Source organism: Bradyrhizobium sp. SZCCHNR1098 (assembly GCF_032489375.1).
Classification (GTDB): Bacteria; Pseudomonadota; Alphaproteobacteria; order Rhizobiales; family Xanthobacteraceae; genus Bradyrhizobium.
This window is the reverse complement of sequence record NZ_JAUEXY010000015.1, coordinates 179,382-198,352: the sequence shown is the minus strand read 5'-3', so window position 1 is coordinate 198,352 and position 18,971 is coordinate 179,382. Positions and strand designations below refer to the sequence as shown.

The following is an 18,971-nucleotide window of genomic DNA, read 5'->3' as shown; positions in this document are numbered from 1 at the left end:
TGGACCGAGGTCGAGATGCCCAGCACGTTGCGGGTGCCGACCGAGCCGTCGCGATTGCGATAGCCTTCGAAGGTGTAGCCTTCGAGCGGCGGCATTGGCGCCGGCACCGCGGTGGAGATTTCGAGCTGATCGAGGGCAGGGGCCTCAGGCATGTCGATGCGAGCCTCGTCCACCCATTCGCCGGATGCGATCGGCGACTTCGCATAGCCGATGATCTCGCCGTAGCGGACGATCGGCGCGCCCTCGGCGATGTCGACCAGTGCGGTCTTGTGGCCCTGCGGGACGAAGTTCCTCAGCGTCAGGCCATCGGGAAATTTGGTGCCGGCAGGCAGGCCGAAAGGGGAGGGGGGTACCCCGGAAAGACTGTTGGTTGGAGTACCCCCCTCCCCAGCCCTCCCCCACAAGGGGGGAGGGAGCGGAGCGGCGCTTGCGGCTTCGTATTTTCCTCGCACAGCGAGGCAGCGTGATGTCGCGTCTCGGTCTGCTCGCGCTGCAATTGCTCGTCGCGATCATCGCGATTGCGCTGTGGCAACTGCTCGCCACCGTGCCCGTGTTTGGACGCATCTGGCTTCCGCCATTCTTCTTCTCCAACCCGGTCGACGTGTTCGCGCAGGTCGTCAAATGGTTCGCCACCGGCGCGATCTGGAAGCACCTCGCGATCACGCTGTGGGAGTCGATCCTGGCGTTCGCGATCGGCTCGCTCGGCGGCGTGCTGGTCGGCTTCTGGTTCGCGCGCAAGCCGCTGGTGGCCGCGGTGTTCGACCCCTACGTCAAGATGGCAAATGCGCTGCCGCGCGTGGTGCTGGCGCCGATCTTCACGCTGTGGCTCGGCCTCGGCATCTGGTCCAAGGTCGCGCTCGGCGTGACGCTGGTGTTCTTCATCGTGTTCTTCAACGTCTATCAGGGCGTCAAGGAGGTCTCGACCGTGGTGCGCGACAATGCCCGCATGCTCGGCATGAGCGAGCGGCAACTGATGCGCCACGTCTATTGGCCGTCGGCGCTGTCGTGGATGTTTTCGTCGCTGCACACGTCGGTGGGCTTCGCCGTCGTCGGCGCTGTCGTCGGCGAATATCTCGGCTCCGCGGCCGGCCTCGGCTATCTGATCCAGCAGGCCGAAGGCATCTTCGACGTCGCCGGCGTATTTGCCGGCATGTTCGTGCTGTCGGCGTTCGTCATCCTGATCGACATCTGTGTCACGCTGGTGGAGCGTCGGCTGCTGGTGTGGCGCCCGGATGCGGCGGATGGGCGATGAGGGGCGCGGTGCCGCCATGCCCACCGCTGTCGTCCCCGCGAATGCGGGGACCCAACCACAGGACGTCGTTTGTGGCATGCGCGATGACCAGTCTTCTCCAACCGCGACATCACGCGGTATGGGTCCCGGCGTTCGCCGGGACGACAGCGGCAATTCGGGGCGGCCTTCTCATTCACAGCACACACGCCTAATCTGACCGATAACATGAACGGAGGAAATCAATGAACAAGATGTTGGGCCAGGTCACCGGCGCGCTGCTGGCGCTGACGCTAAGCACCGGTCTCGCCAGCGCCGCCACCAAGGTCACGATCGCAATCGGGGGCGGCGCCTGCCTGTGCTATCTGCCGACCGTGCTGGCCAAGCAGCTTGGCGAATATGAGAAGGCCGGGCTCGAGGTCGAGCTGGTCGACCTCAAGGGCGGCTCGGATGCGCTGAAGGCGGTGCTTGGCGGCAGCGCCGACGTCGTCTCCGGCTATTTCGACCATTGCGTCAATCTCGCCGCCAAGAAGCAGGAGATGCAGTCCTTCGTGGTCTATGACCGCTATCCCGGGCTCGTGCTCGTCGTGGCGCCGTCGCACAACAAGGAGATCAGCTCGGTCAAGGATCTCGCCGGCAAGAAGGTCGGCGTCAGCGCGCCGGGCTCCTCGACCGACTTCTTCCTGAAATACATGCTGAAGAAGAACGGCCTCGATCCGTCGGGCACGGCCGTGATCGGCGTCGGTCTCGGCGCGACCGCCGTGGCCGCGATGGAGCAGGGCCAGATCGATGCGGCCGTGATGCTCGATCCCTCGGTCACCGTGCTGCAGGGCAAGCATCCGGATCTCAAGATCCTCAGCGATACCCGTACCCAGCACGATACGCTGGAGGTGTTCGGCGGTGAATATCCCGGCGGCGCGCTGTACTCGACGGCGGCCTGGATTGCCGGCCATGACAAGGAGACGCAGGCGCTGACCAACGCCATCGTGGCGACGCTGGGCTGGATCCATTCGCATACGCCGGAGGAGATCATGGCGAAGATGCCGGAGGAGCTGGTCGGCAAGGACAAGGCGCTCTATCTCGCGGCGCTGAAGAACACCATCCCGATGTACTCGCAGACCGGCAAGATGGACCCGAAGGGCGCCGACGCCGTGCTCGCGGTGTTCAGCACCGGTTCGCCCGACGTCGCCAAGGCCAATGTCGACGTCAGCAAGACCTTCACCAACAAGTTCGTCGAACAGGCGAAGGGCACGAAGTAGGGGGATGACCGAGGTCGTCATCCACCGCGTCACCGCGCTCGACCTCAAGGTCGAGCCGTGGGAGTGGCCGTTCGCGAAACAGCGCCGCGACGACATCGCGGCGCATTTCGCCGAATGCCGGCGCGCCAAGCCGGGCCTATGGAACGGCCGCGTGCTGCTAGGGCGCAACCCGCGCTTCGCGGACGGCCTGTTCGAAGCGAGCTATTTCGAGACCGATTTCGCCAGCCTGCTGGCGTGGCGCGACTGGGGCTTTCCGGATCGCTCCGCCTTCAACGGCTTCGGCATGGGCGCGCTGCGTGCCGCCGACGGCGCCTTCGTGCTCGGCGAGATGGGCGTGCATACGGCCAATGCCGGCCGGCTGTATTTTCCCGCCGGCACGCCGGATCTCGCCGACGTCAACAACGGCGTGCTCGATCTCGCCGCCAACGTCGCGCGGGAGGTCGAGGAGGAGACCGGGCTCGCGCCATCGGACTATCAGGCCGCGGCGCATTGGGACTGTGTCGTGACCGGCGCGTCGATCGCGCTCATGCGCGTGCTCGACGCCTCCGACATGGGCGAGGCTCTGCAGCGCCGCATCGAGGCCAATCTCGCGGCCCAGGACGAGCCGGAACTCTGCTCGATCCGGCTGGTTCGAAGCAGGAGCGATCTGACTGCGGCGATGCCGCGCTTCGTGACCGCCTTCCTCGAAACGCAATTCAGCCCCGGAGAGCCGTCCTCATGAGCAAGAAACCGCGCACGCTGGCCGATGAGCTCGATGGTTTCATCTCGCCGTTCCGGATCGATGGCGGGCACAGATTTCACCTCAAATCGCACAAGACCAAGGTCAAGGGCGGTCTCGACAAGGAGCAGGGCGAGGCGATCATCGAGCAGAACCGCCAGCGCCTCTCTGATTTCCAGGAGAAGCTGTACGCGCAGGACCGCTGGTCGGTGCTGGTGCTGCTGCAGGGCATGGATGCCTCGGGCAAGGACAGCGCCATCAAGAGCATCTTCGAGGGCGTCAATCCGCAGGGCTGCGAGGTCACCTCGTTCAAGCAGCCGACCTCGAAGGAGCTCGATCACGATTTCATGTGGCGCAGCGCCATCGCGCTCCCCGAGCGCGGCCGCATCGGCATCTTCAACCGTTCCTACTACGAGGAATGCCTGGTCACGCGCGTGCATCCGGAGATCCTCAAGGCCGAGAAGCTGCCGCCGAGGCTCGTCACCAAGAACATCTGGCGCGAGCGCTTCGAGGACATCTCCGCTTTCGAGCGTTACTTGTCGCGCAACGGCACCGTGATCCTGAAGTTCTTCTTCAACATCTCCAAGGAGGAGCAGCGCGCGCGCTTTCTCGACCGGCTGGAGGAGCCGGCGAAGAACTGGAAGTTCTCGATGGGGGACATCACCGAGCGCGCCAAGTGGCCCCGCTACCAGGCGGTCTATCAGGACATCGTGCGCCACACCTCGACGCCCTATGCGCCGTGGCACGTCGTTCCGGCCGACCACAAATGGTTCGCCCGTGTCGTCATCGGCTCGACCATCGTCGCCGCGCTGGAAAGCCTGGATCTGCATTTTCCGCGCGTCGATGCCGCCTCGCGCGAGGAGTTCAAGGCGGTGCGGAAGGCGCTGGAGAGCGAAGGCAAGGGCGGCAAGAAGGGCGGCGGCTGAGACGCGAAGCCAAAGCCGCAATCACCCGGCATTGCCTCACGCCGCGCCGGCCTGCCGCCGGTCGGCGTCGCCCGCCACCAGGAATCGACGCTCGAAATCGGTGGCCGGCATCGGCTTGCCGAAGTGATAGCCCTGTCCCTGCTCGCAGCCGAGCCGCAGCAGGAACTCCGCCGTCGCCTCGTTCTCGATGCCCTCGGCGATCACGGACAGGCCGAGCTGCTTGCTGAGGCTGACCGTCGAGCCGACGATGGCCGCGTCGTCGGCCTGGGTCAGCACGTCACGCACGAAGGAGCGGTCGATCTTCAGGCCATCGAGCGGGAATTTCTTCAGGTAGCTCAGGCTCGCATAGCCGGTGCCGAAATCGTCGAACACCAGGCTGACGCCGAGCGCCTGCAGCCGGTTGAACGTCTGCAGCACGCCGGGTTCGTCGTGCAGCAGGATGTCCTCGGTGACTTCGAGCTCGAGCAGGCGCGGCGACAGGCCGGTCGACGTGAGCAGCTTGCTGACGAAGGCGGCGAGGTCGCCGGACTGGAACTGGGACGGCGACAGGTTGACGCCGACGCGGATGTCGTGGCCGGCGAGCTGCCATTGCCGCGCCTGCCGGCAGGCGGTGGCCATGACCCAGGTCGCAACCGCCTCGGACAGATGCGAGGTGTTGACGACCGGAATGAAATCACCAGGAGGCACGAGGCCGCGCGTCGGATGACGCCAGCGGATCAGCGCCTCGGCGCCGATCACGCGGCCGTTCAACAGCTCCACTTGCGGCTGGTAGAACAGCTCGAATTCGTTCCGCTCGACGGCGAGCGCAAGCTCGGCCTCCAGCGTCAATCGCTGCTCGAGCTCGCGGCGGATGGCGCTCTCGAACAGCACATGGCTGCCCGGCCGGTCCATCTTGGCGCGACAGAGGGCGAGGTGCGCGTTGCTGAGCAACTCGTCTGCCGAGTGCCCGCCCTCGGGATGCACGGCGACGCCGAGGGTGACCTTGACGCGCTGCTGACGCGTGCCCGCGTCCAGCGGCGCCTCGAACAGCTGCGACAGATGGTCGGCGAGCTCGGCCACGGTGCCGCCGATGGCGGAGCAGGGAATGGCGACGGCGAACTCGTCGCCGCTGAGCCGGGCGACGCGGCCCATGTTGCCGATCTCGGTGCGGAGCCGCTCGGCCGCCGCGCGCAAGACGCTGTCGCCGAAGGCGTGGCCGAGCATGTCGTTGATGCGCTGGAACGCATCGAGCCCGATCACCAGCAGCGCCACGCGGTCGGACGCGGCATCCGCGGTCTCGATCATGGCGGCGAGCTCGCTCTGCAGCGTGTTGCGGTTGATCAGCGCGGTCAGCGTGTCGTGCTCGGCGAGGTAGCGGATGCGCTCGGCCTCGCGCTTGCGCACCGAGATGTCGCGCAGGATCACGCCGTATTGCAGGCCGTCGGCGCCCTGCCAGGCGGAGAAGCTCGCCTCGACCGGAAACACCTCGCCGTCCTTGCGACGGCCGTCGAACTCGATCGTGGATCCGCCGGGCAGCAACGTCGCCGGCAGCGCCGCCTCCTGCTGCGGAAACAGGTCATGCGTGTCGCTGCCGTCGGCGCGCAGGCGCGCGAAGGGCTGGCCGATGATCTCGTCGGCACCGTAGCCGAAGATCGCGACGGCGCCCGGATTCCACACCGTGATCCGCCGGTCCCGGTCGGTGCAGACAAGCCCGTCGCCGATCGACATCGCGATTCGCTCGAAGCGGCTCTCGGCAACGTGCCGTAGCAGGCCGCGGAAGCCGATCTCGTCGAGGGCCGTTGCCGCGAGATAGGCGACCAGCGCGATCTGCAGCAGCGAGGTGTCGAGCACCAGGGCATAGCGGTCGTGCAGCAGCAGCGCCGCGGCCTCGATCAGGACGCTGATCATGGCGATCAGCAGCGCGCGCCGCGCCGCCGAGAGCTGCCGCCAGCTCGCCAGCATGATGATGACGATCAGCAGCAGGCCGGCCATGGTGGCCGTCGTCGATGTCGAGAGCAGGGTGCGGTGCTGAATGATGGACTCGGCCGCCAGCGCCTGCAGCATGACGCCGGGCAGAACGCGGCCGTTCGGCACGCTGTAGTAGTCACCGAGCTCGATGGCGGTCGCGCCGACGATCACCCGCTTGTCCTTGAGCTTGGCCAGCGCCGCCGCGTCGCCGCGGACGACGTCGACATACGACACCCTCGGCAGGGACGATGGATCGATGCCGTAGTCGACCAGGAACGAGCTGTGCTTGACCGCATCGCTTCCGGCGAGGAACGCTCCCATGGACTGCAGGTAGGTCTTCGCGCCGCCGGTCTCATCATTTTCGCCGAAAGCGTAGCTTCTGACGCGACCGTCGCGTGCCACCTCGATGTTCACGAAGGCCGACCATGCGAGCTGCTCGAACTGTGGCAGCGGTCGGTTGAGGTGAATGGCGGTTTCCTTCCCCGCCGCATCGAGCTGCCTGAAGACCGGCAGCACGACCGAGCTCTTGGCATTCTGCAGCGCGTTCAGGAAGGCCTGATCGCCGGCCGCGTCGGACGGCGTGCTGAAATCGACGTCGAAGGCGACGTCGCGGACACCGGCGCGCTGCAACTGCTCCAGCAGGTGCGCATACTGGGTCCGCGGCCACGGCCAAACGCCGATGGCTTCGATCGAGCGCGGGTCGATCGCGACCACCGCGATCTCGCCGCTGGCAGGGCGGTTGTCGAGGCGGAAGCGCAGATCGACGAGAGCTTGGCTCAACAGCTCGTGGCCGCCTGACAGGCCGACCGTCAGCAGCGCAACGACCACCAGAATATGCGGCATGAACCGCCTGAACATGCCCTCTCCCCAATGACTGCGTGCCACGTCGACGCCCGCTTTCGCGATCCCAATCTCATCCCACTCCGACCGCAGAGCCATCAGGAATCGTGCTGGCTTGCGCTCCCCCATGACCACGCATGCCGGCGTGAAGCTCGATGGCGGATCCTCAGTTCTTGTTGTGACCGTAGGCGTGGGCATTGCCGTTGCCGTGGCTGCCATTGCCATGGTCGTCGCTATTGCCGTTGCCGTTGCCGCTACCGCTGTTTCCGTTGCTGCTGTTTCCGTTACCGCCGTTGCCGTTACCGCCGTTGCCGTTACCGTTGTTGCTGTGGCTGTTGTTGCCTTGGCCGTTGTTGCCGCTGCCACTGCCGCCATTGTTGTTGCCGTTGCCGCCGTTGCCATTGCTGGCGGCATTGGCGCTGGCGGAGCCGCTCGGTGAGCCGATCGCTGCGGTGACGGCGGCTGCGATCGAGGAATCTCCCGACGTGCCGCTCGCGGTGGCCGAGTTGTTCGTCGCATTGCCGCTGTTGCCGCGCGCATCATTCCAGGCGGTACTTCGTCCTGCACCGGCGCTCGGCGTGTGGGCGCCATGGGCGAGGCCGCGCGTCGCCCTCTGGATGTTCAGGTTGACCTCGCCGATCGATGACGAGATCCGCACGACACCCGGCTTCGTGCCGCCGAGGCCCGTTGCAGAATGCTGCTGTGCGACGACCGTTGCGCCCGAGCCGTTGGCGTTCAGTGCGTGGATCACGCTCCCCTTCGCTTCGCGCGGCGGATGCAGGCCGTCGCGCGGCACCGGAACGCGATCGATCGTGGAGGCGCGCGGGCGACCGTGCTCGATCGGGCTGAAGGTGCCGGCGCCGGACAGGCTGAGGCCGGAGCGGCCGGTCGCAAAGGCGGTGGCGGCCTGGCCGGGCATCACCTGGGCGATCTGGCCGGTCTTGAAATCCGACACCTGCACCTGGCCGCGGCTGACCTCGACCTTGGTGCTGCGGCCTGAGATCGTGACGCTGAACTGCGTGCCCTTCACGACGGCGGCGAGATAGGGCGTCTCGACCTCGAAATGTTGGACATTGCGCTTCTCGACGTCGAGCAGGATCGAGCCGGCGCGCTGCAGGATGGTCGTCGCCATGCCGTCCTTGGGCGCGGCGGGCAGGCCGACTTCGGAGTTCGGCGCGATGACGATCGTCTCGGCGCCGCGTGTCAGCCGGACGCGGCCGGTCGGCCCGGTGCGGATCGTATCGCCTGGCTTCAGCGGGTCCTCGCGACCGAGCGACACCTGCGCTGCGCCCTGGGTGGTGACCCAGACCTCACCGGACGATTTGCTCACCAGCCACGGCTCACCGTCGGCCGCGAATGCGGCCGGCGTTGCACCGAAAAGGCACGCGGCGACTAACGCCGGTATCAGGAAGCGCTTGAAGGACATGGCACGAACTCGCGTCGTTGGCGGCTTTTGAAACTAATCGAAATGTTTCAAGAGACCCTTAGGAGTTGCAGCCGTGTTTGCTTCCCGCATTTACGCTTCATTGACCTTAACAAACTAAAAACGAGGCATGCGCGCTGGTTGTGTTGAGCGAACTGGAAGGGCTGCGGGTTGGCGCGACAGGGCCATCATACCGCACGCCTCGCGACGGCTGCATGGAGCCGCGCTTGCCGCCGGCATTTCGCTGTCGGCGGCGGTGTTTGCAGCGACGGCCCACGCGCAGCAGGTCAGCCAACCGAGCTTCGATCCGCGGCAGACCGAGCGATATTTCGACGAGCAGCAGTCGCGCTCAACGCAACCGGCACCGCCGCGGCCGCGGGCGCCGCAATTCGCGACCCAGGGCGGCGGCGATCGCAAGCCCTTGTTTACCATGCGCGCCGTCACCCTGACGGGGGCGTCCGCGCTGCCTGCCGAGCAGCTCGCCGCGAGCTATCAGCCCTATCTCGGCAAGCCGGTGTCGCAGGCCGACCTCGCTGCGATCGCGACAGCGATCAGCGATCAGTATCGCACCGCCGGCTATCATCTCAGCCGTGCGATCATCCCGCCGCAGGACATCCGCGATGGCCGGGTGCGGATCCAGATCGTCGAAGGCAGCATCACCGAAGTGGCCTTGAAGGGCGCCGGCGCGGAAGAGTTCGGCATCAGGCCGATGCTTGGCCCCGTGCTGGCGGAGCAGCCGTCCCGGCTCGAGACCCTGGAGCGGCAGTTGCTGCTGATCAACGGCCGCGGCGGCGTCCGTCTGGTTGATTCCTCCTTGGAAGAGATCGGCGGCACCACCGGCCGGTTCCGCCTGGTGATCGAGCTGCAGACCTGGCACGTCTATGGCTATGCCGGTATCGACAATCTGGGATCGTCGACGGTGGGCCCGTGGCAGAGCTATGCTACCGCCGCCTTCAACTCCTATCTGCTGCCGGGCGACACGCTCACGGCCAACATGTCGACGACGCCGGCAGATCCGCGCCAGCTCGCGTTCGGCCGGCTGTCCTACGACGTGCCGGTCGGCACCGACGGGGCGCATATCGGCGCTTCCGCGCTGTATAGCGAGGTGCGACCGGGCGACTGGAGACGGCTGTTCAACGACAACACCGTGACCGAGACGCTCGAGCTGCGCGGCGGCCTCGCGCCGATCCAGTCGCAGCGTGCCTCGCTGAAGCTCAATCTCGCGGCCGCCTTCAGCGACGTGACCGAGCGAGACCTGTTCGGCATCTGGTATCGCGATCGCATCCGGACGCTGACCTTCACCGCCGACTACCGCTGGAAGGATGATGTCGGCGGCGACAGCTATCTCACGCTGGCCTATCGGCAGGGACTGAACGCGTTCGGCGCGACGCGGCTCGACGATCCACTCGCCTCGCGCGCGGGCGCCTCGCCGAGCTTCTCGGTCTTCAGCGGCTGGTTCGCGCGCTATCAGACCTTGTCCGAGGCGTGGTCGCTGAAGCTCGCGGCCGCCGGCCAGCTTGCGTCGGGTCCGCTGTACAATTCGCAGCAGTTCTATCTTGGCGGCCTCGCCTATGGCCGCGGCTATGGCAGCGCCGAGATCAGCGGCGACAATGGCGTTGCCGGCACGTTCGAGGTCCGCTTCGAGCAGAAGCCGAACTGGCAGTATCTCACGAGCTATCAGCTCTACGGCTTCTTCGATGCCGGGCTCGCCTGGAACGACGGCTTCCGGCCGTCCGACGGCGTGGCGCTGACCTCGGCGGGCGCCGGGGTGCGCTTCACCTTCCCGAACGACTGGCGCGCCGATCTCGGCGTCGCCGTGCCGCTCGGCTACCGCGCACCCGACAATTCGACGCGCAGCGCGCGTCTGCTGTTGACGCTGTCGAGCGTGCTGAAGCTGTGCCCGCAGCGCGGCCAGGGCCCCTGCATCTGAGAACTGCGCGCTTGGTGCGGCAGCAGAGGTCCACTTCTCCCATTGGGAGAGGACCGAATGCTATGGCAACCGCTGCAGCCGACCAACTCACGCGCTGGCTGTCGCGATGGTTCATTGCCTTGGATGGCGCGTACTGCGAGATCGGCGAGACCTCGTCCATATCGTCGATGACAGCTTCGTCGAGGCGCTGGGAGCACATTGGTATGCTCGGGCGGCGAAGTCTCAAGAACGCTGAATTCTTCTGCTTCGGGCTGACAGCAGATGTGCCATTCCTACTCATGTCGCCATACCTTCACCGCCGAAATCAACAGTATTGCGGCGAGCGTCGGCAGGAGGATGGCACTCGGGACGACGCCAAGTAGCAGGCCGCCAACAAAGGCGCCAACGATAGAACCGGCAGCCATTGCCAGCATGAATGACGCATTGTCTCGGACCACGACGAAGCTCTGATCTCGGCTGTAACGCGCAAATCCGACAAGCATCGTCGGAAGGCTGACTGCCAACGAAAGGCTTCCCGCCAGCTTTACATCAAGGCCGAACAGCAGGATCAGCGTGGGAATAAGAAACTCACCTCCGGCTACGCCTAGCAGCGAAGCGATCACGCCGATAATGAAACCTGCCACTACGCCAGCGGCAACCAGGCGCCAGCCGGCGAACGGCGCGGTAGCCCCGGCAGAAGCGTCATGAACGAACAACAGCACGCCAGCTATAACAACCAGCAGCGTTGCAATGATTTTGTAGAGTGTTTCCGATTTCAGGCGCGTAGCCCATGAAGCACCGACATACGCCCCGACAAGGCTGCCGGCGAGAAGGTTCGCGATGATTGACCAATGTTCGCCGATCTCGGCAAAGGGCACTGTACGGGCACGGAACGCTAGCGCGGCCGCGACCACAATCAGGCTAGTGGCCTTGTTCAAGATGACGGCTTCGAGGCCTCGGAAACGAAATAGGCTGATCAGCAGCGGCAGCCTGAACTCCGCGCCGCCGAGGCCGATTAGACCGCCTAGCGCGCCGATTGCAGCGCCAGCGCCGAAAGCGACTGGTTTGTTTCGCACTGGAACACGTGGGCATGGGCGCGCAGGGCGGCCTGAACAATACTTGCCCGTGATCCGTCGCTGCGGCTGGCTTCACGCCTGCTTACGGCAGGGCGTGGGGCTCAGGAACCCTAGTCCAGAACTCGGTCATTTGTAAATGTCAGCTTCAGTACAAAAGCGGCCTATCGGTCCCGCTGCTGCCTGCTTGCGGTCGAGGCCCGGGAGCTGCCCTTGCGTGCGCAGCCGCCGCGCCGAAGAAGTTGGCATCGCGACTGCGGTGGCCGCATCAGATCTAGACCGGTTTGCCGGAGCCGTGGAACAGCCGGCCCTTCTCGGTGATCAGCACGATGACGAGCGCGCTCGACGTGCAGGCCAGGAAGCCTGCGGCGAAGGGCAGCGCGGTGCCGTCGAAGGCCTGACCGACGACGGCGCCGGCGGCCATGCCGAGCAGGGTCGTGATCGAGCCGTAGAGCGAGGACGCGGTGCCGGCATTCGCCCGCTGCGGCTCCATCGCCAGGGCGGTGAAGTTCGCGAACATCAGGCCGAACGTAAACATCATGCCGGCCGACAGCAGCATGAACAGCCACAGCGGCAGCATGCCGAGAACGGCCGCGCTGAAGCATGCCAGTGCGATGACGACGCTGCCGACCAGCGCGCCGTGCGAGATCATGCGCATGCCGAGCCGTCCGACGAGGCGGGCATTGAGGAAGCCGGCCACGGCAATGGTCACCGCGATCGCCGCGAAGGCGAGCGGGAAGTAGTGGCCGAGATGATAGACGCCGGTGAATAGCTGCTGCGAGGACAGGACATAGCCGAGGATGGCGCCGAAGATGCCGCTGGCCGCGAGCGCATAGCCCAGCGTCTGGCGGTTGGTGAGGGTGTTGCGGAAGGCGGCGGTGATCGCGGCGATCGAGAACGGCTTGCGCTCGCTCTCGGGCAGCGTCTCGGGCAGCCGCACCGCGGTCCACAGCAGCGCGACGATGCCGTACAAGGTCAGCACCACGAAGATGCCACGCCACTGCGTCAGCAGCATCACCGCCTGCCCGAACGACGGTGCGATCACGGGGATGGCGATGAACACCATCATCGCCAGCGAGACCACGCTCGCCATGCGGCGGCCGGCATAGCAGTCGCGCACGATCGAGGTCGCAATCACCCGCGTCGCCGCGGTGCCGAGGCCTTCGAGCGCGCGCGCCAGCAGCAGCAGCTCGAACGACGGGGCGGCGATCGCGAACAGGCTGGCGACCGCGTACAGCACCATGCCGCCGATCAGCACCGGGCGCCGGCCGAAGCTGTCGGACAGTGGGCCGATGACGAACTGACCGAGGCCGAAGCCGATGACGAACGCCGACAGCACGGTCTGCAGCCGGTTGGCGACGTCGATGTGGAATGAGGCGCCGATGTTCGGCAGCGCCGGCAGCATCATGTCCATCGCCAGCGGATTGAGCGCCATGATCGCCGCGACCACGATGACGAATTCGGTGAAGCCCATCGGCCGGTGACGGACGATCTCGATGGTGTCGGCACTGGTATCAGCCAAGGCGCGGGCCTTCCATGGTGTAGGGAAATGCGGAAATGGGCACCCATACGTATCGGCTTTGCTGCGTCGCACAAGGCGTGTTTCGGAATGGCTGGTCACCGGCGCCGGCCGTTGGCGCGATTGTGACCCGCCGTGACCCGCTGAAAATTGCGCCGGCGGCGACGCGATGGTAACGGCCGTGTGATCGACGTCCGGATCCAGGCCAGCATGAAGACCTACAAGATCGTCGTCTATGTCCCGGAAGCAGCGGGTGACGCCGTGCGCCACGCGATGGGCGAGGCCGGCGCCGGCCGCATCGGCAATTACGACCACTGTTCGTTTACCGCGAAGGGCGTGGGCCGGTTTCGTCCGCTGGGAGGCGCCAATCCAGCCATCGGCGGGGTCGGCCAGCTCGAGACGGTCGAGGAGGAGCGCATCGAGACCGTCTGCGCCGAGGACCGGCTGAAGGCCGTGCTACAGGCGATCCGCGCTGCGCATCCCTATGAGGAGCCGGCGATCGACGTCTACCCGATCGAGGTGGTTGCGTTGCGATCCGCCGACAGTGCTTGATCTCATTGAAGACCCGTTCGACTTTGTTGCGTCCCCAGTCATTTCAGCGTCGATTTCGCGCTCGCTCCATTTGAGGTTTTCGGGCGCCCTTTGTGAGCTAAGGCAGGAGAGCCAGCTATCTTAGTTTGGCTTGTCAATCTGCCGCCTGATCTCGCCGATGAACGCCGCCAGATTCCGGTCCTCCGGCGTCATGATTGCGAGCCTTTCGGCGTAGCCCAGCGCCGCCTTTGCATCGCCTGTCGCGCGGCTGAGCGAAACCAGAGCGGACAGCACATCCCTATCATTGGGATGGCTTTCCAGAGCTTCCTTTAGGACCGTCATTGCTTCGTCGGCTCGCCCGCCGGAATGCAGCGCCACCGCGTAGACATAGATATAGCGCGCGCGACCCGGTTCGAGTTCGGTTGCTCTGCGCAACTCGGCGAGCGCCTCGTCGTGCCGCTTCAGCCGGGTCAAGGTCAGGCCGAGTGCGTGATGCGCGGCCGCGTCGGCAGGTGATGCCGCAATTGCTCCGCGCAGAACAGCTTCTCCGTCGCCGTCGCGGCCAATTTGGCGATAGAGGTCGGCCAGATTGATGGCGGCCGCCGCATAGTGCGGGCTGAGCCTGAGGGCTGCCTTGTACTCGGTCTCCGCGTCCCCGGTCCGTCCGCGCAAGGCCAGGAAGTTTGCCAATGCGGTGCGGGCCTCGGGCCGTTCGGCATTGGCGCGCTGCGCCGTGATGAATTCGCCTGCCGCCTGATCGAAGCGTGCGCGATCGGGCAGCGGCTGGCTTGCAGTCGGAACGGAAGCGAGCAGGGAGGCGACCCTGATCCGCACGCCACGCACGGGATCGGTGAGCAGCGGCGAGACCAGCGGCCAAATCTGGCCGGCAGGCACGTTTTCCAGCATGTCCAGCGCGCCGATCCGCACCATGGGATCGGGATCGGCCAGGCCTGCCCGTGCGGTCGCAATGTTCGCCGGAGCGATGCGCGAGGCGAGTTCGCCGAGCGCGCTCGCACGCGCCACAGCCGGCGCGTTCCTGTCCGCGGCCAGAAGGTCAAGCAGCGCGGCGGCGTCGGCCTGGTCGCTGCGTGCTGCGCGGAATGCGGGCCCATAGGTCTGGAAGCCCTTTCGGTCGGGCCCGAACCATTGCTCGATCGCGGCGGCGGCCCATTGCGCCGGCTTGTCGCTGTGGCAGTCGTTGCAGGCGTTCGGGGTCCCCAACGTGACCGAAAGATCCGGTCGCGGAACGCGGAAGGCGTGATCGTGACGCGGGTCGATCTGCATATAGGTGCGCGCCGGCATGTGGCACGACATGCAGGTCGGCGCCGGATCGGCGCCCGCGTGATGGCGATGCTTCGCATCGGCGTATTTTTCGGACGCATGGCATTGCAGGCAAACACCTTCGCCGGAGACTCGGAGCTTTGCGCCGTGCGGCTCGTGACAATCGCTGCAGGTAACGCCGGCGGCAAACATCTTGCTTTGCTTGAACGGCGTATAATTATAGGGCTCCTCCACATCGCGGATCTGGCCATCGGCATGATAAGTGGTCCGCGCGAGCGCCTCGACCATATGGGTCTGGGACAGCGATTGACCGGGTGCCCAGTCCTCGCTGAAGCCGGCACGGCGCGCGTGGCATAGCCCGCACGTCTCGATCTCCTTTCGCAGCGCGGCCGGCGCGGCTGAACGCATCGCATTTCCGCTCCGCGGATCGATCGGCCAAGTGACGCCGCGCCGTTCATCGAAGCGGACCAGCAATCCCTTGCTCGGATCCTCGTGCTTGCCGAACGGCCACCAGCGTTGCTTGTCACGCGCCCAGGCGGCGTGGGCGGAGCCCTGACCGTGACAGGTCTCGCAACCGACGCTGATTTCCGCCCATGTCGTCGCGAAGCGATCCGTCGCGGCGTCGTAATGCTTGCGCAGGCCGGTCGAGTGGCATTCCGCGCACATGAAATTCCAGTTCTGGTTCAGCTTGGTCCAGTGCAGGACGTCGTCGTGCTTGATCTCTTCCTCGGGATGGAGATGGAACCAACGCTGGCCGCCGTTGTCCTTGGGCCGGCCGTCCCATGCGATCGGCAGCGCCTGGATGCGCCCATCTGGAAATTCAACAAGATATTGTTGCAGCGGATCGATACCGAACGTGTACTTCACCTCAAACACGGCAAGCTTGCCGTCGGGCCCGTCGGTTTCGATCATGAATTTTCCGCCATCGCGGAAGAGGCGGGACTGCACACCGAAATAGTCGAAGCTCTTGTTGAAATCGCCGAGCACGGTCTTGTCGGTCGCGTGCGCCATCGCGGCCTTGTGCTGCGAAATATCCCATAATTTGGCTTCTGCCTGATGGCAGCCGGCGCAGCTTTCGCTGCCCACATAGGTGGCGACGAATGAGGCCTGCGCCGTGGAGGCCGGTCCGCCGGCCTTGAGGAGATGAAAAACCATGCCGACCACCAGCACGAGCGCGATCGTGACCGCTACTGCAATCCAGGTCGCGCGCCTGGAGAAGGCCGTTTCGCCGGAAGCAAGCCGATCCTGCGGCGCAGCCGGTGATGGGGCCGCGGCGGATCCCTTCCGCGATCCCTTCGTGCCGGCTTTTGGCCGCCTGCGTGTCAACGCTTTTACCTCACGGCCCAATTGGTCAGCTTGCGATCAAGCTGCTCCGTCGGTCATTTCCGCAAATGCAGGAATGTTTGCCAAGGTCGCTTGACCTGCATCAAGGCGTGCCTCCCGGAGGCCCCGATGATGAGCTGTCCGATGGGAGGATGCCAAGATGAAATTATCAATTGCCCTAACAGGGCTGTTGCTGGTGACGGGGTTCGTAGCCGCGAGCACTGAAAGGGCTAGTGCCGTGGTGTATTGTCAGTATGTCGAGTATCCCGTCGGCTGCGTCGTGAGGCCCGGCGTCGTGCTGCGGCCCCGCCCGGTGGCGCGCGCCGTGGTGACCCCAGGCGTGCGCGTGCGGGGAACGCCGATGAATCGAGGCGGGCCGGTCAATCGCGTCGGCAGACGCTAGAATTTTCGCTTCTCCTTGAGCCGGTTGGGCTGGCCGAACGTCATTGCCCGCGCCGATGATCGCGATTTGCGGGCAGGAATTGTTCCGGCAGCGAGAAGCCGTGTCAAATTGTCTCATTTGAAGGCAGTGATCATGAAGCAAATAGTGAAGTTGGCTGTGTCGGCGCTGTCATTGACGACGCTACTCGTGCTTCCAGCATTGGCCCAACAGTCGGCGCCGCCGAGTGCTGTGTTGCCGACCGAGCGATCGGTTCTGCCGATTCCTGAACCGCACCCTCCACACAGCACCGTATTCGATGCGCGCGATGCGACGCCGCCGCCGCGGTTTGAAGTCAAGGCGCCGGCCGGTGCACCCAATGTACTGATCGTGCTCATCGACGACATGGGCTTCGGCCAGTCGAGCGCGTTTGGCGGCCCAATCAGGATGCCGACGGTCGACCGCCTCGCCAACGAGGGTCTCCGCTACAACGAGTTTCACACCACGGCGCTTTGTTCGCCGACCCGCGCGGCGCTGCTCAGCGGTCGCAACCATCACATGAACAATTTCGGATCGATCGCGGAAACCGCGACGACCTTCCCGGGACAGACGGGCCAGCGTCCCAACAATGTCGCGTCCGTCGCGGAGATGCTGCGGTTGAACGGCTACAGCACGGCGCATTTCGGCAAAAATCACGAGACCGCGGCATGGGAGGTCAGTCCCTCCGGCCCGACCGACCGCTGGCCGACGCGCCAGGGCTTCGACAAGTTCTATGGCTTCATGGGCGGCGAAACCAATCAATGGGCGCCGCTGATTTACGATGGCATGACCCAGGTGGAGCCGTCGAAGGACCCGAACTATCATTTCATGACCGACATGACCGACAAGGCGATCGACTGGATGCGGTCGGAGAAATCGCTGACGCCGGACAAGCCGTTCTTCATGTATTTTGCACCCGGCGCCACCCATGCCCCGCATCAGGTGCCCAAAGAATGGATCGCCAAGTACAAGGGCAAGTTCGATCAGGGCTGGGACAAGCTGCGCGAGGAGACGTTGGCGCGGCAGATCAAGCTCGGCGTGGTGCCACCCGATACCAAGCTCGCCCCGAAGCCGGACGCCATCCAGGACTGGGACAAGCTGAGCGCTGACGAGAAGAAGCTGTTCGTGCGCCAGATGGAAGTATTCGCTGGATTTGGCGAATACACCGACACAGAGATCGGCCGCCTGATCGACGCCATCAAGACAACGGGCCAACTCGACAATACGTTGATCTTCTACATCGTCGGCGACAACGGCGCGAGCGCCGAAGGCGGCGCGAATGGCCTGTACAACGAGATGACCTATTTCAATGGAGTGCAGGAAACCGTCCAGGACGTCTTGAAGCACTATGACGAACTCGGCGGTCCCAACACCTACGGCCATTACGCCGCCGGCTGGGCGGTCGCTGGCGACACTCCGTTTACCTGGACCAAGCAAGTGGCCTCGAGCTATGGCGGCACCCGCAACGGCATGGTCGTCCATTGGCCGAAGGGGATCGCGGCGAAAGGCGAGCTTCGCCCGCAGTGGCATCACGTCATCGACATCGTACCGACCATTCTCGAAGCAGCGAAACTGCCCGAGCCCAAGAGCGTAAATGGAACGGTCCAGACTCCCATCGAGGGCGTGAGCATGGCCTACAGCTTTGCCGACGCCAAGGCGCCGAGCAGGCATGCGACGCAGTATTTCGAAATCTTCGGCAACCGCGCGATCTACAGCGACGGCTGGCTGGCCGGCACGGTGCACCGGGCGGCCTGGGAAACCAAGCCGCGGCGGCCGCTCCAGCAGGATATCTGGGAGCTTTACGATGCGCGATCGGACTTCAGCCTGAGCAACGATCTGGCGGCCAAAAATCCGGACAAGCTGAAGGAGATGCAGGAGCTGTTCCTGAGGGAAGCCGTGAAATACAACGTGCTGCCGCTCGACGACCGCACCCTGGAGCGCGCCAACGCGGCGCTGGTCGGACGTCCCGACCTGATGGCCGGCCGCACCAGCCTGACGGTCTACGAAGGCATGATCGGGATGACGGAGAATGTCTTCATCAACCTGAAGAACCGATCGCACGCCATTACTGCCGATCTGGATATCCCGAAGGGCGGGGCCAATGGCGTCATCATCGCCCAGGCCGGACGGTTCGGTGGCTGGAGCTTCTACCTGAAGGACGGCAAGCCGACCTACACGTATAATTTTCTCGGTCTGCAGCGATACACCGTAACCGCCAAGCAGGCTCTTCCGGCAGGCAAGGCCGCATTGCGCTTTGAGTTCGCCTACGACGGTGGCGGCCTGGGCAAGGGTGGCGTGGGCACGATCCTCGTGAACGGAAAGACCGTCGCGACCGGCCGGATCGAACGAACCCAATGCTGCTTCTACTCCGCGGACGAAGGCGCTGACGTCGGCGCCGATGAAGGCACGCCTGTTACCGAGGCCTACAAAATGCCGTTCAAGTTCACAGGCAAGATCGGCAAGGTGACGATCGATCTAGTGGATATGAAGAAGGCCGACACTGAAGAAGCCGTCCAAGCCCGCAAGGCAGCGGCGTTGAAGAAGGGACTGTCCGATTGATGCGCTCTTCGCGCTCG

Annotated in this window: 16 protein-coding genes; 9 read left to right on the top strand and 7 right to left on the bottom strand. The window is 65.1% G+C overall.

Annotated features, from left to right (window positions below):
* On the bottom strand, positions 1 to 404 hold a 404-nt coding region (locus tag QX135_RS27885), incomplete at its 3' end, for an SAF domain-containing protein (RefSeq protein WP_316234378.1).
* Between the two features lie 62 nt (positions 405 to 466).
* Here QX135_RS27885 and QX135_RS27880 point away from each other — a divergent pair.
* From QX135_RS27880 to QX135_RS27865, 4 genes are all read left to right on the top strand, one after another.
* The gene (locus QX135_RS27880; protein ID WP_315756344.1) at positions 467 to 1,252 is read left to right on the top strand and encodes an ABC transporter permease; all 786 of its coding nucleotides are present in this window, start codon (positions 467 to 469) and stop codon (positions 1,250 to 1,252) included.
* A 221-nt stretch (positions 1,253 to 1,473) separates the two neighbouring features.
* Positions 1,474 to 2,487: an ABC transporter substrate-binding protein gene (locus tag QX135_RS27875; protein WP_315778658.1), complete on the top strand. Its 1,014-nt coding sequence runs from the start codon at positions 1,474 to 1,476 to the stop codon at positions 2,485 to 2,487.
* A gap of 4 nt (positions 2,488 to 2,491) precedes the next feature.
* A complete protein-coding gene (locus QX135_RS27870) occupies positions 2,492 to 3,208 on the top strand; it encodes an NUDIX hydrolase (RefSeq protein ID WP_315771662.1) in 717 nt (238 codons plus the stop codon).
* Positions 3,205 to 4,131: a polyphosphate kinase 2 family protein gene (locus QX135_RS27865; RefSeq protein ID WP_315736918.1), complete on the top strand. Its 927-nt coding sequence runs from the start codon at positions 3,205 to 3,207 to the stop codon at positions 4,129 to 4,131. Before QX135_RS27870 ends, QX135_RS27865 begins: the two co-directional genes overlap by 4 nt.
* 36 nt (positions 4,132 to 4,167) lie before the next feature.
* On the opposite strand, the gene QX135_RS27860 is transcribed toward QX135_RS27865, so the two are convergent.
* A complete protein-coding gene (locus tag QX135_RS27860; protein ID WP_316178684.1) occupies positions 4,168 to 6,936 on the bottom strand; it encodes an EAL domain-containing protein in 2,769 nt (922 codons plus the stop codon).
* Positions 6,937 to 7,084: 148 nt separating this feature from the next.
* On the bottom strand, positions 7,085 to 8,344 hold the full coding sequence (locus QX135_RS27855; RefSeq protein WP_316178686.1) for a FecR family protein: 1,260 nt from the start codon (positions 8,342 to 8,344) through the stop codon (positions 7,085 to 7,087).
* A 127-nt stretch (positions 8,345 to 8,471) separates the two neighbouring features.
* Between QX135_RS27855 and QX135_RS27850 the strand changes: the two genes are divergently transcribed.
* A complete protein-coding gene (locus QX135_RS27850; protein WP_316178688.1) occupies positions 8,472 to 10,271 on the top strand; it encodes a ShlB/FhaC/HecB family hemolysin secretion/activation protein in 1,800 nt (599 codons plus the stop codon).
* 272 nt (positions 10,272 to 10,543) lie between these two features.
* On the opposite strand, the gene QX135_RS27845 is transcribed toward QX135_RS27850, so the two are convergent.
* Positions 10,544 to 11,326: a sulfite exporter TauE/SafE family protein gene (locus QX135_RS27845; RefSeq protein WP_315778652.1), complete on the bottom strand. Its 783-nt coding sequence runs from the start codon at positions 11,324 to 11,326 to the stop codon at positions 10,544 to 10,546.
* A gap of 271 nt (positions 11,327 to 11,597) precedes the next feature.
* The gene (locus tag QX135_RS27840; RefSeq protein ID WP_315771655.1) at positions 11,598 to 12,845 is read right to left on the bottom strand and encodes a multidrug effflux MFS transporter; all 1,248 of its coding nucleotides are present in this window, start codon (positions 12,843 to 12,845) and stop codon (positions 11,598 to 11,600) included.
* Positions 12,846 to 13,052: 207 nt separating this feature from the next.
* Between QX135_RS27840 and QX135_RS27835 the strand changes: the two genes are divergently transcribed.
* Entirely contained in the window at positions 13,053 to 13,394 is a 342-nt protein-coding gene (locus tag QX135_RS27835) for a YqfO family protein (RefSeq protein WP_315811328.1), read from the top strand.
* Positions 13,395 to 13,514: 120 nt separating this feature from the next.
* Here QX135_RS27835 and QX135_RS27830 read toward each other — a convergent pair whose 3' ends face one another.
* Entirely contained in the window at positions 13,515 to 15,824 is a 2,310-nt protein-coding gene (locus QX135_RS27830) for a tetratricopeptide repeat protein (protein WP_410052030.1), read from the bottom strand.
* Here QX135_RS27830 and QX135_RS27825 point away from each other — a divergent pair.
* Positions 15,808 to 16,074: a hypothetical protein gene (locus QX135_RS27825; protein WP_315736926.1), complete on the top strand. Its 267-nt coding sequence runs from the start codon at positions 15,808 to 15,810 to the stop codon at positions 16,072 to 16,074. The two genes, QX135_RS27830 and QX135_RS27825, sit on opposite strands and share 17 nt — an antisense overlap.
* A 63-nt stretch (positions 16,075 to 16,137) precedes the next feature.
* On the top strand, positions 16,138 to 16,380 hold the full coding sequence (locus QX135_RS27820; RefSeq protein WP_315736927.1) for a hypothetical protein: 243 nt from the start codon (positions 16,138 to 16,140) through the stop codon (positions 16,378 to 16,380).
* 113 nt (positions 16,381 to 16,493) lie between these two features.
* Here QX135_RS27820 and QX135_RS27815 read toward each other — a convergent pair whose 3' ends face one another.
* Entirely contained in the window at positions 16,494 to 16,754 is a 261-nt protein-coding gene (locus tag QX135_RS27815; RefSeq protein ID WP_316178692.1) for a hypothetical protein, read from the bottom strand.
* On the opposite strand from QX135_RS27815, the gene QX135_RS27810 reads away from it, so the two are divergent.
* Positions 16,747 to 18,954 carry an arylsulfatase gene (locus QX135_RS27810; protein ID WP_316178694.1) on the top strand — a complete coding sequence of 736 codons (2,208 nt, stop codon included), beginning with the start codon at positions 16,747 to 16,749 and terminating at the stop codon, positions 18,952 to 18,954. The genes QX135_RS27815 and QX135_RS27810 overlap by 8 nt on opposite strands.
* Positions 18,955 to 18,971 lie beyond the last annotated feature (17 nt).